At 70.9% G+C, this 14,988-nt stretch carries 8 protein-coding genes; 4 read left to right on the top strand and 4 right to left on the bottom strand.

Annotated elements, in window-relative coordinates:
• Positions 1–147 precede the first annotated feature (147 nt).
• The 4 genes from AB0N16_RS04160 to AB0N16_RS04175 form a co-directional block, all read right to left on the bottom strand.
• Entirely contained in the window at positions 148–5,778 is a 5,631-nt protein-coding gene (locus AB0N16_RS04160) for a CHAT domain-containing protein (RefSeq protein WP_365792863.1), read from the bottom strand.
• Entirely contained in the window at positions 5,765–6,826 is a 1,062-nt protein-coding gene (locus AB0N16_RS04165) for a hypothetical protein (RefSeq protein WP_365792865.1), read from the bottom strand. The genes AB0N16_RS04160 and AB0N16_RS04165 overlap by 14 nt, the downstream gene beginning before the upstream one ends.
• Positions 6,819–8,732, bottom strand: coding sequence for a caspase family protein (locus tag AB0N16_RS04170; protein WP_365792867.1), 1,914 nt, complete (start codon positions 8,730–8,732; stop codon positions 6,819–6,821). Before AB0N16_RS04170 ends, AB0N16_RS04165 begins: the two co-directional genes overlap by 8 nt.
• A 426-nt stretch (positions 8,733–9,158) precedes the next feature.
• Positions 9,159–9,737, bottom strand: coding sequence for a TetR/AcrR family transcriptional regulator (locus AB0N16_RS04175; RefSeq protein WP_365792869.1), 579 nt, complete (start codon positions 9,735–9,737; stop codon positions 9,159–9,161).
• A 234-nt stretch (positions 9,738–9,971) separates the two neighbouring features.
• Here AB0N16_RS04175 and AB0N16_RS04180 point away from each other — a divergent pair, with 234 nt between their 5' ends.
• The 4 genes from AB0N16_RS04180 to AB0N16_RS04195 are packed head-to-tail and all read left to right on the top strand — an operon-like array spanning position 9,972 to position 14,866.
• The gene (locus AB0N16_RS04180) at positions 9,972–10,535 is read left to right on the top strand and encodes a 2Fe-2S iron-sulfur cluster-binding protein (protein ID WP_365792871.1); all 564 of its coding nucleotides are present in this window, start codon (positions 9,972–9,974) and stop codon (positions 10,533–10,535) included.
• Positions 10,532–11,518: a xanthine dehydrogenase family protein subunit M gene (locus tag AB0N16_RS04185; protein WP_365792873.1), complete on the top strand. Its 987-nt coding sequence runs from the start codon at positions 10,532–10,534 to the stop codon at positions 11,516–11,518. Before AB0N16_RS04180 ends, AB0N16_RS04185 begins: the two co-directional genes overlap by 4 nt.
• On the top strand, positions 11,515–13,641 hold the full coding sequence (locus AB0N16_RS04190; RefSeq protein WP_365792875.1) for a xanthine dehydrogenase family protein molybdopterin-binding subunit: 2,127 nt from the start codon (positions 11,515–11,517) through the stop codon (positions 13,639–13,641). Before AB0N16_RS04185 ends, AB0N16_RS04190 begins: the two co-directional genes overlap by 4 nt.
• Positions 13,634–14,866, top strand: coding sequence for an XdhC/CoxI family protein (locus AB0N16_RS04195; RefSeq protein ID WP_365792877.1), 1,233 nt, complete (start codon positions 13,634–13,636; stop codon positions 14,864–14,866). Before AB0N16_RS04190 ends, AB0N16_RS04195 begins: the two co-directional genes overlap by 8 nt.
• The last annotated feature ends 122 nt before the right edge of the window (positions 14,867–14,988 follow it).

Below are 14,988 nucleotides of genomic sequence, written 5' to 3' on the forward strand. Positions count from 1 at the left end.
CGGGCGGTGGTTTGGCTCCTCGCACTCGATGCGGTCGAGGGCCGCGTTCACCGTCGCCGCGGTGCCGCCGAGGTCCTGGATGGTGACCGAATCCAAGGGTCTCGCCGTGGATCTGGATAACCGCTACCGAGCGGCTCGCGCTGGCGGTCAAGGCTCGGTGGGCCGATGAGGAGGGTCGCCGTCGGTGAGGCGTTCCCGAGGGTGTGGAGCCGGTGGGGCGGAGGATGGTGGGCGGAAGCGGTTGCGGGGGCAGCCGTAGAGGGCGTAGGCGGACCAGGTCGGGTCGCCGCGTTCGTAGGCGTCGAGCCTGGCGTGCCGGAGGGCTTCTCCGACGGGCATGCCTTCCCAGAGAGTGGTGTAGAAGACTTCGGCGAAGAGGCGGGAGCCGGTGTCGAATACTGGCCAGAGACTGCCGAGATAGTTGCCGGCGCCTGCTGCGAGGAATGCCGCGGCGATACCCGTCCACAGGACACCGTCCGAGGACGTGGTCGGGGTGAGCAGCCCCGATTCGCAGGCGTTTCCGAACACGAGCGGGTGGGCGCCGAGGACTGCGGTGAATGTGCTCGCGGTGAGGATGCCTTCACGGAAGACCAGGCCGCTTCGGTCGGGGTCGTCGCTGACGAAGCGGCAGTGCCCGGCGAAATGGAGGACGGCGGCGCCGGGGGCCGTCTGGAGGAAGCCGGTGAGGTCGTCGACCAAGCGGACGTGGACACGGGGCTGGGCGGCGAGTTGGTCGCGCAGGGCGAGGATCTCGGCCCGCGCGTCGGGGACGGTCTTGTCGGGGATGGCGTCGGAGCAGTCGGCGAGGACCGCGTGGACGTTGACGGGCCGGGTGATGTCCTCGGAGAGAGCGGCGCGGGCGATGAGCAGAGCCGTCGAAGCCAGGTCAGGGCCTGCGAGCCTGCCGAGGGCGAAGCGGGTGGCGAGCGGTGGAGCTCCGATGAGTTCGATGGGGAATCCGGCGAAGGGGGTGACCAGCGAGACATAGGTGGGCGACAGCAGATCCAGGTCGGCCAGGGTCGCGGGAAAGAGGTCGGCGAGTTCTGTGGGCAAGGTGTCGGCTTCTTCGGCGAGGAAGTCGCGGGAGACCGGACTGCGGCTGTTGCCGGATCCGGCGGTGGCCAGCGTTTCGGCCCGGCCTCCGATGAGTGGGTCGATGGGTTCGGCCATGAGATAGAGCGGGGCGTTGAGCGAGGCGGCATAGTTCGCGGCGAGGTAGGCGTACGGTCGTTGGGCCGGGTCCCGCGGGCCGAGCAGGACGTAGTCGGCGGGGCCGGTCTCTGCGAGGAGTTCCGTGCTGCCGACCAGGTGCGGATGGGTGCGTGGCAGGTCGGCGATCCGGCGTCCGTGGTCCTCACGCGCCAGCTCTTGGAACATGAGCGCTATCGCGGCGGGATCCTCGGGAAGCGGCAGAACGGTCCACGGGCCGCTAGGCACGGTGCCGGTGAGTGATTGCCGGATATGGACCTCGGGCGGGTTCAGGTGCTCCAGCAGGGCGAACGACTCGTCGTTCGGGGGGAGGACGAGTGCTCCGGTGAGGCGGGCGTGGGGGAGCGCGGCGATCGCGGCGGGTTCGTCGTGGTGGCGGATGTGGACGGGACGGCGTGCCATGGTCGCGTGCAGGACCTCAAAGACCGACGCCGTCTGCGGTGAGGAGTAAAGGACTGCCTGACCGTGCACGCCGGTGCCCAGGAGGGACACGTAGCGGTCGAGGTAGGTGTCCCATTCGACCGGTCCGTCGAACAGGATCTTCAGCAGGCGTGCCCCGACCGGGTTGCCTTTGGTGTTGATGTAAGTGGGCCGTCCTTCGAGTACGACGGGGACGTTCTCGGTGTCCCGCCGCCGGGCGGCTGCTAGGTCGAGGCCGATCTGTGCGGCCGCCGCGGCCAGGTCGCGGGGGACGATTACGATCTGCAGGTGGTCGGCGGGCCGGTAGGCCGTGTTCGCCGAGGACGCGGCGCGCAGGAGATAGCGGGCTCCGGGCGCTTCCTCCAGCCGCTGGACGAAGGTGGCCTGCGCTTGCGCGGCGCGATCAGCCTCGTCCGGTTCCACCAGCCAGAGCAGGCCTCGTCGCGCGTCGAACAGGTCACTGAGCAGCCCGATGGCGTCGTCGATGTCGTCGGGGACACCGACCAGGACGATCTCCCGTGGCCGGACTTCGTTGAGAAGGCTCCTGGCGCCGGTGTCGAGTCGGTCGCGGAAGTAGTAGAGCGGGCTGAAGGTGTGCACGGCGTTGGCGGGGAAGCTGATGCTCGGTGTTGCGTGGGTGAAGGACGCGGCGCAGACCGACGCCGCGGTGCTGCCGTCGTCCTTGACGATGAAGGCGGCGTCGGAGGAGGCGATCCGTGGGGTGCTCTTGATGAGAAGGTCGATCTCGCGGGTGCGCATGATCAGTCCGTGATCCTCGGCCAGCACCTCTCCGGCTTCGGCGAAGGGGACGCCGACCTCGATGGTGATGCCCTGCTCGCCGAAGACCAGCACGTGGACGTCGTCGGTGACGTTGCCAGTGGCGCTGGTGTCCAAGGTGCCGGAGATCGGGTCGTACAGACCCTGATAGGGCATGTTCAGGCCGATGGCGGTATCGCCGTTGCCGCCGTGGGCGAGGTTCACCAGCCAGGTCTCCCAGGTTCCGGTCGGGAGCCGGAAGGCCTCGAAGGAGACGGGGGTGCTGCCTATGGTGCCGGTGCCGCGGGCGACGAGTACCTCGCCGGGCAGGTCGTCCCAGGAGACCATGGGCGACAAGTGGCGCAGGGAGTTCAGGCTGACCGTCCGGAGATGGTGGACGTCGCGCCGCTCGCAGCGCAGTTCGTCGATGCGCAGCCCCGTGATCTGGACAGCGCGTTGCAAGGATGGCAGGACGAGCGAGAGCCGGTCGTCGTCGGGCTCGACGAACAGCCCGTTGACCAGGAGACCGTCGGCACGCCGTTCGAACTCGTGAGACAGTCGGTAGGGGAGTGCCAGGGCCCTGAGCAGCGGAGATCGGCTACGCCCGAGGTTCTGCAGCATCCGGGAGGCGAGGCTGAGCTGGTCTTCGCCCGCGCTGCCGATGGCGTGCGCGTCAACCAGGGCGAGCGCCTGCCAGAGCGGCCGTAGCTCGGCGACTTCGGACAGTTGGTCGGGGAAGGCGGCGAACATGCCGGAGTCTTCGAGTGCGTCGGTGAGTTCGACCAGGAGCGCGAGCGCGTGACGGGCATGTGCGCGGGGGATACCGTTGCGCCATTGCCCGAGGCTCCACAGACGGACGGCGGCCTCGACGCAGGTCAGGACCAGGGTGGGATTGCCCCCGACGGCGATCCGGGCCGCGTGGGAGATACTAGCCAGGGCGCTGCCCGCCCAGTCGCTGAGTAGCCAGTCCGTCCTGATGTGATCGCCTGCGAAGGCGCGCAGCCAGTCGTAGAACGCTTTGGTCAGATCTCCGCCGGCCCAGTAGCGTTCTAGCGCGTACCGGTCGCACAGATCCATGGTGACGGCGGCCGCCTTGAGCAGGATGGCGGCCTGGTGCTCCGGGGAGCCGCTCTGGTCCGCAAGTTCGGCCGCGTGGTGGTAGGCCTCCAGAGCCGACCGATACCAGTGTGCGGACTCCACCGGCTTGTGGTCGATCGTCTGGGCGTCATAGGTGGCCAGGGCGAGGGCCATGCGGGTCGCGCCGAGGTTGCTGTAGTCGATGAACCGGGTGTCGCCTCCTCTGCCGACGTTCTCTTCGTCGATGCGGGTGGCTTCGAGGAACAGGTCATGAGCTTTGTGGAGTGTGGTGATCCGTTCGTCGTCTTGGTGCATTTCAGCGACGGTCATTTGGCACAGCGCCAGGTTGTTGGCGCGGGTGGAGTAGGTGAGCGGTTCGTGGTCGGGGTCGGTGCGCAGCAGCGTCTCGGCGAGGAGGTCGGCCGCGAGCTGGAGAACCTCGCGCGAGGCCCGGTGGTCGGAGAAGTGGGCGGCCATGGCATGCCCGAGGTTGGCCGCGGCGTTCAGGACGAGCCGGTGGCCCGCTCGCTGGGGGCCGCGGACGGCGGCCAGCAGACCGGGGCCGAACCGCACGCCCTGCCGGAGGATCTGAAGGGCCAGGCCCTCGCCGAGATCCGGGTGGAGTTCGATGCTCGAGCTCAGGGCGAGGCCCAGGTATCCGGCGGTCAGCAGCGAAGGCAGGCCTGCGGGGTCCCGGCGTTCGTGTTCGTCGAGTTCGGCACTCAGCAGGATCGAGGCACGCGCCCAATCCTGCTCGCCGAGCATGCGCAGGGCCTCTTCGGACAGGAATTCAGGGACGTCAAGGACGTCTTGTGATGGGAGGTCGGGCTCGTTGGCGGGGCGCGACTCGTCGGGGCGGTTCTGGCCGCAGACCCGTGACAGCGCGGTCTGCAGGGGCCGGTGCCCGATCGCCCCGGCGGCCCTGGCACCGAATTCCGCGATCGCGTCCGCTTCGGCCGGCGCGCCCTGGGCCGTCATCTCTTCCAACAGGTGCAGCAGTACGTCGATGGCCCGGTCCTGGACGCGCCAGTCCACGAGATCGCAGATCGTGATCAGCTCGATCAGTGCATGGGCCCGCTCGGCCGCAGAGGGCCGGGCCAGGGCGTCGGCGAGCGCCGCTTCGAGGCAAGGGTCGGCGTCCGGGTCGTGGCGTGCCACGATCGCGGCGAGCCTGATCTCCAGGTGCGGCTCGTCCGGGGTCCATCGCGGCAGGGAGTCCAGGACCGCCTCGATCTGCTCCTGGGATACGGCGGCGTCGACGCGGGACACGACGTCGCGGGCCCGGGAACTCTGGGCCGCTGTGACGTATTGCTCGGCCGCCGCGGCCCATTCGGCCTCATCGAGCTGGTGGCGCAGGGGGATCAGGTCTCCGACGAGCCATTCCACGTCGTCGTCGGTGTCAGGCTCCCACAGCTCGGCTCTCAGGCCTTCGACCAGTGCCACCTGTTCGGCCAGCCGGTCGGGGGCATCGAGCGCATCGACGGCACTATCGATCAGGTCGCGCACCCGCTGGTCCCGCGACTGTGTTTCGCTGAAGTTGCTCAGTCTTCCGTCGGCGCCCACGTTCTCCAGGAGCAGGGAGCCGTGACGCACGCCTATGTCGTGCATCTTGGCCAGGCTGGCGGCGAGCTTCTGGATCGTCTGTGAACGGTCCTGGGACGGATCCGCAGGCGGCTGGCTCGGCCGGTTCAGAACCCGGTATCTTGCCCTCAATCGGAGGGCCAGCGGCCACTTTCCGCGTTTGCCGGCCGCCGCGGTGAGGAGCGTGAGGCCGTCCTGGAATCGCAGTCCCGCGGTTTCGGCGAGCGCTGAGAGCCCGGTCTGGTCCGCTGCGGCCATCAGCTTTTCGACCTGGTCGAGGAGCCGTTCGCACCGGGGCCAGTCCACGGCCTCAGGTGCGCGTGATGAGCGTGGCCGGGTGCCTGCGCCGACGATGAAGACCGGCAGCAGCGACAGGGCATCAGAGGGATTCGGCGGACGCTCCTCGATCATCGTGAGGAAATGCGAGGTGTCCCAGTCGGGTGTCTGGACGGGGCCGGTCAGGGCTTCGATATGAGAGGGGGCCCCGAGCGCGGGGAGAAGGCGGACCACGTCGAGGAGCGCGGCGAGCTGGTGCCAGCCCGCCTCGGCGACCCGGGCGCGGAGGTCAGCGGCGCGCAGAGCGGCCGTGACGCCGTCCGGCAGCGTCATGCATTCCACGGCGGCCTCGAACAGAGCGGCGTCCGGGCCACCGATCCCCGGTGGCGGATCGTCCGTGCCCTGGTCGAGGGCGTCTCGGAACCAGCCGGCAGCCTGCTCCCGGTCAGAAAGGCACATGGGTGTAGACCTCCCGAGGAGGGTCGCCAGCGTAGATCTCGTGCAGGACCATGTCGTGCAGGGGCGGCATCCACAGGCGCGTGCCGGGCACGAGCAGCAGCTCGGGGACGTCCGCCAGGCCCGTCAGGGCGGTTTCCGCACGGTGGAGGGCCAACTCAGGTGCTGCGGTGACCGTGGCGAGGACGGTGTCGCCCGGGTAAAGACCTGTGACCAGGGTGAGCCCTTCGGGAGCCAGTGTGATCCCGTCGACGGTCGCCAGGGCGGCGTCCCGGTGGGAGGCGCCGAGGCTCCGCGCGGCGTGGAGGACGGGGGCGAACTCCCTTTCGAGGTCGATCGGGCCGTCGAGCAGCCGGGCGCGGACCTCGCACGCGGACCGGGCGAGCTCCACGACGTCAGGGAATCCGAGCAGCCGCGGCGGGAGCTCGTTGTGGAGGAATGCCTCGGCTTCGGCGAACCTGGCCCACTGCGGCTTGGTTTCCGCTGCCCAGATCCGGCTGGCCTCGGGCACAAAGAACGCGGGATGACCTCCGCCCGCCGTGGCGCTGGCCAGGGCCATCGCCATCAGCCCCTCGTAGGATGCGAGTTCGTCAGAGGGTGTCCCGAGGTTGCTCAACCTGCGGTCGATGCTGTCGAGGTGGCCGGCCAGACCCGCGTCGAGTAACTGGCGGGTGATCGCGTCAGGGAGACCGTAACGGGGCACGTCCGCTGGAGGATCGGCTTCCTCGTACAGGAACAACAGTCCCAGATCGCTGAGGTACTGCAGCAGGGGAAGTTCATCGACGAACGACACAGGTGCGAAGCTGACGAGCTGGTATTCGGGGATCTCATACGGGTGGCGGTGGGGGACGATCGCCCCTCTGCGGATCTCTTCCGCAATGAGGTTGACGAGGTCGCCCGGGTAGCCGACCTCGCCGTGCAGGACTGCCAGGACGGTGAGCCGCCGCGTGGGCATCCACCAGGCCAGCCCGTTCCGGTCCTCGAAGATCTTGAACAGCAGGCGGGCGAGCCTGCGGTCGGCATACGCCCTGGGGGCCTGCCGCCTATGCATCGGGGGAATTCTTCGGCAGGTCGGTGCGGACTTCGAGGATCGAGGTCGTCCATTCGTAGACCTCTTGCGGCGCGTCGCCGAAGTCGCGGCGCAGCGCCAGGGTCTCCAGGATTCCTCCGCCCACTGCGCGGACGGGAGGGTGTACGCCGTCGAGGACGGGAAGCTCGAAGGCGTCACTGGAGAACCGGCGTTCGGCGGCCACCACCTTGAGCCAGTCACGGACTTCCGGTTCGACACGGGAGAGCCGTTCGCGGGGGATCGACACACTCACCGGTCGGCCTCCGTGGGCGACCGCGGTTCCGCCCGCCGGAATGTGGTCGCCGGAGAAGAGCCCGGCATGGCAGCGATAGCGGTCGGTCAGATTGAGCAGCACGACGAACAGCGGCCGGTCGCTCAGGTTGTGAAGGTAGACGTAGACCTGGGGTGCCTGGTGGGCCGAGGGGTAGGGCAGGTGGACGGCGCCGTCTACCGCCGGCGTCAGGGGTGCGCGGGTACCGGGCCGCGGTGGGGATTCCCCGGGGAGCGCCGTGAGGAGTTCCACCGAGACCGATCCCGGAAGGCGGGTGAGGGGATTGTCGAGCCTGCGCAGCGTGTGCCACCGGGCGAGGTGGTCCAGGCGCGACACGGTGCGCCTGGCTCCAGCGGGAGTCGCGGGGGAGGGAGCCGCCAGCGGTGTGCCGTCTGCCCGCGTGACGGTGAGGGTGTCGGAGGTGGCCAGCACGAGGAACCGGTCGCCTTCGGGGCCGGGATCCGTGCCCTCCGCGGTATGCACGGATCCGCCGAGCGCTTCGCGCACCAGGGCGATCGCTGTCGGATCCCCCTGGAGATCGACAGACGCCGGCGGCAGGGGGACCCCGACAATTCGCACCGGATGGCGGTCGCCCGGCTCCAGCCCGTCGGCGCCGGCGACGCGGGAGCGGACGGGCTCGACTTCGGTCACCGTCACCCGGGAGGGCGGAGCCGTGCCCGTGACCGCAAGTGTTGTGGTGAGTTCGCCTATCGGTGGCACGATGCCGTGGACCGAGCCGGCGTTGAGCCACCAGGACCCCCGGTAGCTCTCCACCAGCAGGTCGAAGACGGGAGGCGTGGCGATCCCGCCCAGCACGGGCTGGTCGAGATCGTCCGGTTCGGCGGCGAAGGCCACCGGATCCTGGCCGTGAACCCGGTCGCGGACACCCACCGCGGCCGACCCGATCAGGTCGCGGTAGGTGGCGGAGCGGCCGAGCCGGGACAGGGCCCGTTGGAGGACGACCGAGAAGACCCCGCGGACGCTTCCCCCGATCCGCATCTCGGCGGCCGTCTGCCCGGACTCGCAGGCGGCCAGGCTCACATGCCGGGCTGTCTGCGGCAGGGCCCCTGCGGCGAGCGCCGCTCGGACACCGGGGGCATAGGACGACAGGGGGCGTGGTCGGGTGACCGGGGAAGCGGCACGGATTCGCAGCCGGCCGTGGGCCTCCCGTGTGGCGCCACCCGAATGGCAGGAGTCGAGGACCGCGAGGACGTGTGCTCCACCCGCCGCGACCCCGCCGAGCAACTCGTTGAGTTCCTTGTCGGCGAGATCTGGCAGGCCGCCAGTTCGGCTGTCGGCACACACCAGCGTCTGCTGGAATCCGCTGGGCTCCAGATGCCAGAACCGCTCCTCCACCGGTTCCTGCGAGCCGTGACCGGCGAAACAGAAGAGCGCTGTATCGCCCGGCCCCGCCTGTGTCAGGTGCCGAGTGAACCCGTCCATGACGTTCTCGCGGGTCGCGTCCGCGTCGAGGAGGACATGCGCTCGCAGCCCTCGCGGCCCGGCGAGCGCCCCGAAGTGCTCCGCGAAGGCCCGCACGTCCGCCACACACCCCCGCAGCGGCGGGACCGGTCCGCTGTACTCGTCGATCCCCACGAAGAGTGCGTACAACGCCATGCGGTCAGTATCGCCGCCTCCGGACACCGATGACGGGAAAACGGGTGATTCCGGTCGGGGCCCACCCCACCCACGCCGGCCGACCATGTCCGGGCGCTGGGTATGGACTTCGGCCTTGGCTGACGGCAGCCCCGGACGACTGGCTCACGGTGCCCGGCGCCGTCCTGGCCACCGCCGGTCTGCCGATGCCCACCCCCAACCCGGCGCAGGCGCTCCTCGTCGAGGTCCGCCGCCAGAAATGAAGGCCCCTGCCGCACCGGGAGTTCGGTTCTCCGGCACCGGTCCGTAGTGGCCGGGTGCGAGGGTGCCGTGCGGGTCCAGCGTGTGCTTGATCCTGCGCAGGAGCTGCTGTGCGTCGGCGCCGCGTACGCCGGCACCTTGCTCGCGCGTGCGCACATTGCGGTGGCCGCAGAGGCTCGCGTCTGTTCAGTCGGCCTGCGCTCCGGGTGCTCCCGCCCGCAGTCCGTCCATGACCAGGTCGAAGAGGCGGGCGGCTCGCGTTTCCCAGTCGCCCTGCGGATCGATCGTGAACAGGCCGACGATGGCGAGGAAGAAGTCGTCCGCGGTGACGCCGGGGCGGATGGTACCCGCCTTCTCGGCGGCGCGGAGCAGGAGTTCGGACGCGGCGGTCACCGGCGTGTACTCGGGCTTCGCCGCCGTGCCCGTGACCTGGCGGATCGCGTCGGCCAGACCGGCCTTGGCCATGGCGAACCGGGCGAGCCGGTCCATCCACTCACGCAGGGCCCGGTCGGGCTCCCGGGTCTCGAGCAGGTGGGTCGCGTAGTCGGCGACCTGCTGCATCTCGTGGCGGTAGATCTCCAGGACGAGCGCCTCGCGGTTGGGGAAGTTGCGGTAGAACGTTCCCTGGCCCACCCCCGCCTTCTTGGCGATCGTACTCAGCGGGGCGTCGGCGCAGCGGGTCAGTTCGGCCAGGGCCACTTCCAGGATGCGTTCGCGGTTGCGCTGCGCGTCGGAGCGCAGCGGTGCGTCCTTCTTCTCCGGCACTCGTGCCCTCCTCGCGGGCTCGCGGAGGGGCCCGGCCTTGCTAAGCGGACAGCTGTCCGGTACGTTCCCTGGTAACGGACAGCTGTCCGGTTGGATCCATGATAGCCCTGGCCGAGCTGATCCAGCCACGTACTGAACTGCTTCTTTGTCTCCCGGTGCACCCCGATTCTCCAATACGCCTGCGTGCCGGACCGCCTTCTCGGCGCGTTCCGGATCTGCGAAAGAAGGCTGATCATGACTCCAGCCGGTCCCTCGACGCACAGCGCCGTCACCCTGAACATCAACGGCGAGAAACACTCCCTGTCCGTCGACCATCGCACCACCCTCCTCGACGCCCTGCGCGAGCGGCTTGGTCTCACCGGTACCAAGAAGGGCTGCGACCAGGGGCAGTGCGGGGCCTGCACGGTTCTGGTCGACGGCCGCCGGGCCGTGGCCTGTCTGCAGCTGGCGGTGGCCGTCGAGGGGCGGGAGATCACCACCGTCGAAGGCCTGGCCGACGGCGATCGGCTGCACCCTGTGCAGCAGGCCTTCCTCGACCTCGACGGCTACCAGTGCGGTTACTGCACACCTGGCCAGATCTGCTCGGCCGTCGCGGTGATCGAGGAGCACGCGGCCGGCTGGCCGAGCGCCGTCACCGGCGACGTACGGCCCGAGGCGGGGCCGCCGCCCCTGACCGCCGAGGAGATCCGCGAGCGGATGAGCGGCAACCTGTGCCGCTGCGGTGCGTATGTGTCGATCGTCCAGGCGGTCGCCCAGGCGGCAGCGGCCCAGACGGAGACCACGGAGGCGGCGGCATGAGGGAGTTCGGCTATCAGCGTGCGCGCGACGTCTCCGGCGCGGTCGCGGTGCTCGACGCCGATCCCGACGCGAGGTTCCTCGGCGGCGGCACCAACCTCGTCGACCTCATGAAGACCGGCGTCGAGCGGCCCGCCCGGCTCGTCGACATACGTGAACTGCCCCTGGACCGCATCGAGTCGACGCCCGACGGCGGCCTGCGGATCGGGGCTACCGTCACCAACAGCGACCTCGCCGCCCACCCCGAAGTGCGACGCCGTTACCCGGCGTTGACGCAGGCGGTGCTGGCCGGCGCCTCGGGCCAACTGCGCAACATGGCCACGGTCGGCGGGAACCTGCTCCAGCGCACCCGCTGCGGCTACTTCGCCGACGTGACCCAGCCGTGCAACAAGCGCACCCCCGGCAGCGGTTGCCCCGCCATCGCGGGCGAGCACCACAACGCCGCGATCCTCGGCGCCTCCGACCACTGCGTGGCCGTACACCCGTCGGACATGGCCGTGGCGCTCACCGCCTTCGACGCCGTCGTGTCGTACGAAACGGCCGACGGGCCCGGCGAGACGCCGCTGGCCGAGTTCTATCCGCCGGTCGGTGACAGCCCGCACCGGGAGACCGCCCTGCCGCAGGGCGCGCTGATCACCAGTGTCACCCTGCCGCCCGCGCCGGTCGTCTCCCGCTACCGGAAGGTGCGGGAGCGGGCCTCGTACGCGTTCGCGATCGGGTCGGTCGCCGCCGCGCTGGACGTCGAGGCGGGAGCGGTACGCGAGGTGCGGCTCGCGCTCGGAGCGGTCGCGTCGCGGCCTTGGCGGCCCCTGCGGGCCGAGCGGGTGCTCAAGGGCGCGCCGGCCGATGCCCGCGCCTTCGCCGCCGCCGCGGACGCCGAACTGGCCGCGGCCCGGCCCCTGCCGCACAACGGATACAAGGTGACCCTGATGCGCAACCTCGTGGTGGCCGTGCTGACCGAACTCGCGGAGGAGGCGGCCCGATGACCACCGTCACCCCCCTGAAGGGCTCCGTCGGCACGGCGCACACCCGCGTGGAGGGGCGGGACAAGGTCACCGGCGCCGCCCGGTACGCGGGAGAGATCCCCTTCGCCGAACTCGCCCATGGCTGGCTGGTGTTGTCCACGGTCGCCCGCGGCCGCGTCCGCGCCGTGGAGGCCGACGCCGTCCTGGCCATGCCCGGCGTCCTCACCGTCCTGCACCACGGGAACGCCCCGCACCTGGAAACCGACTACGCCGGGATCATGGGGAACAAGCCCGACCCGTCCGTCGCGCTCTTCCAGCACGACCGGGTGCCGCACGCGGGCTGGCCCGTGGCGCTGGTCGTCGCCGAGACCTCCGAGCAGGCCAGGGAGGCCGCGGAGGCGCTCGTGGTGCACTATGACCGGGAGCCGCACGACATCGCGTTCGGCGGCGGACGCCCGGACGCGTACGTCGTGGCGGACGTGCCCCACGCCGCGGCCGTGACCGCGAAGGGCGACCTGGAGGCCGAACTCGCCCGCTCCGCCGTCGTCGTGGACGCCGAGTACACCACGCCCGAGGAACACCACAACCCGATGGAGCCGCACGCGGCGACCGCCCACTGGGACGGCGGCCGCCTCGAGGTCGTCGACTCCAACCAGGGCGCCATCTGGGTGAGGGGCGAACTCGCGAACCTGTTCTCGCTCGACCCGGACTCCGTGCGCGTACGCTCCGAACACATCGGCGGCGGCTTCGGGTCCAAGGGCGTCCGCGCCCACCAGGTGGCCGCCGTCATGGCCGCGACCCTCCTGCGCCGGCCCGTCCGCGTCGTCCTGACCCGCCGTCAGATGTTCTCCCTGGTCGGCTACCGCAGTCCCACGGCACAGCGCGTCAGGCTCGGCGCCGACCCCGACGGACGGCTGCGCGCACTGGAGCACCAGTCGCTGAACCTCTCCTCGACGGTGCACGAGTTCCTGGAACCCAGCGCCACGCCGGCCCGGGTGCTGTACGACGCCCCGGCCCACCACACGGCCCACCGGATCGTACGGCTCGACGTGCCGACCCCGACCTGGATGCGCGCGCCGGGCGAGGCACCGGGGTCGTTCGCGCTGGAGTCGGCGCTCGACGAGCTGGCCGAGAAGTGCGGCGTCGACCCGATCGACCTGCGCGCCCGCAACGAGCCCGGGACCGGGCCCGTCTCCGGGCTGCCCTTCGCCGGCCGCGGACTGATCGCCTGCTTCCGGGAGGGCGCCCGACGGTTCGGCTGGGCGGACCGCGATCCACGTCCCGGCCTGCGGCGCGACGGCCGCTGGCTGCTCGGCACCGGAACGGCGGCGGCGACCTTCCACGCCGGGGCCGTTCCGTCCACGGCGGCCGTGACCGCGGAGGCCGACGGCGGCTTCACCGTCCGCATCTCCGCGGCGGACCTCGGCACCGGCGCACGTACGGCCCTCACGTTGATCGCCGCCGACGCGCTGGAGGTGACGCCGGACCGCGTCCAGGTCCTGATCGGGGACAGCGACTTCGGGCCGGCCATGATCGCGGGCGGCTCGATGGGCACCAGCTCCTGGTCCTGGGCGGTCACCGCGGCGGCCGACGAACTGCGCGAGCGGCTCGCCCTGGGCGGCGGCATCCCTCCGGGGGGCATCACCGTCCGCTCGAACACAGCGGAGGCCATCGCCGCACTCCCGCAGAAGGAACGGCACTCCTACGGCGCCCACTTCGCCGAAGCCGCCGTCGACGTCACCACCGGCGAGGTGCGGGTCCGCCGGATGCTCGGCATTTTCGCGGCGGGCCGGATCATCAACCCGCTGACCGCCCGCAACCAGTTCGTCGGCGGCATGATCTGGGGCATCTCCATGGCCCTGCACGAGGAGGCGGTCCGGGACCGGGCTTCGGGCGCCCACATCGGCGCCGACCTCGCCGGCTACCACTTCGCGGCCAACGCCGACGTCCCCCTCGTCGAGGCGGACTGGCTGGCCGAGGACCCGGACGAGGACGACCCCCTCGTCATCAAGGGCATCGGCGAGATCGGCATCGTGGGCGCCGCGGCGGCGGTCGGCAACGCGGTCTGGCACGCGACCGGCGTACGCCATCGCAGCCTGCCCATCCGCCCCAACCGCGTCCTGCAGGCAGGCCGAGATGCTTGACCTCGCCGCGGAGTTGAGCAAGTGGGCCGGGGAGGGCCGCGACTTCGCCGTCGCCACGGTGGTGTCCGTCAGCGGCAGCGCGCCGCGCCCTCCCGGCGCCGCACTCGCGGTCGACAGCGCGGGCACGGCGATCGGCTCGGTCTCCGGTGGATGCGTGGAGGGGGCGGTGTACGACCTGTGCGTACAGGTCCTCGATGACGGCGAGCCGGTCCTCGAGACATTCGGCTACAGCGACGAGGACGCTTTCGCGGTGGGCCTGACGTGCGGTGGAGTGATCCGGATCCTGGTCACTCCGGTGACGCGGGACGCACCGGACAGAGAGCTGTACGAGGCGGCGCTGGCGTCCGCGGCCCGGGGGGAGCCGACGGCACTGGCCAGGGTGATCCGTGGGCCGGCCGAACTTCTCGGCACGCCTGTGCACGCACCCACCCCGGGGCACGGCGCGGTGCCCTGTGCGGCTCCGCCGCGCGGGCGCGACAGGCCGCCACGGACCCGCGGCGTATCCACGGCCTTCCCCGTGGATCACATCACCGCCGAGGCTCTGGCCACGCTGACCGCCGGAGGCACCCGCATCCTCGACATCTCGGAGGACGGCACCCACTGCCCCGGCGGCCTCACCCTGTTCATCGAGACCCGTGTCCCACCACCCCGCATGATCGTCTTCGGGGCGATCGACTTCGCCGCCGCACTCGTGCGGGCCGGAAAGCTCCTCGGCTACCGCGTGACCGTGTGCGACGCCCGCCCCGTCTTCGCCACCCGGGCCCGTTTCCCCGATGCGGACGAGGTCGTGGTCGACTGGCCGGACCGCTACCTCCTGAGTACGGAGACCGACGCGCGCACGGTCCTGTGCGTGCTGACCCACGACGCCAAGTTCGACGTACCCCTGCTGGAGGCGGCCCTACGGATGCGGGTCGCCTACGTCGGCGCGATGGGCTCCCGCCACACGCACGCCGACCGGGAGCGCAGGCTGCGTGAAGTCGGCCTGGATGATGCGGAGTTGGCCCGGCTCCGGTCGCCCATCGGCCTCGACCTCGGCGCCTGTACGCCCGAGGAGACGGCGCTGTCCATCGCGGCGGAGATCGTCGCGATGCGGCGGGGCGGCACGGGCACACCACTGACCGGTTCGGAGACACCGATTCACCGGGGCACGGCGGAGTGGGGCGTGCTGGCGAGCCCGGCAGCCGGCCGGGCACCCTCGCCGAGGTCATCGAGCGTCCGGCCGTAGGCCGCGAGGACCGGGACGCATTCGGCGGCGCCGGCGAGGCCGTGTACGTTCCCGCCGGGACACCCGTCCAGGAGCGGAAGGCGAAGTACCCCTGCGTCCACGGCGAGGAGAAGGACGCATCC

This window comes from Streptomyces sp. NPDC051105 (genome assembly GCF_040682795.1).
Lineage (GTDB): Bacteria > Actinomycetota > Actinomycetes > Streptomycetales > Streptomycetaceae > Streptomyces.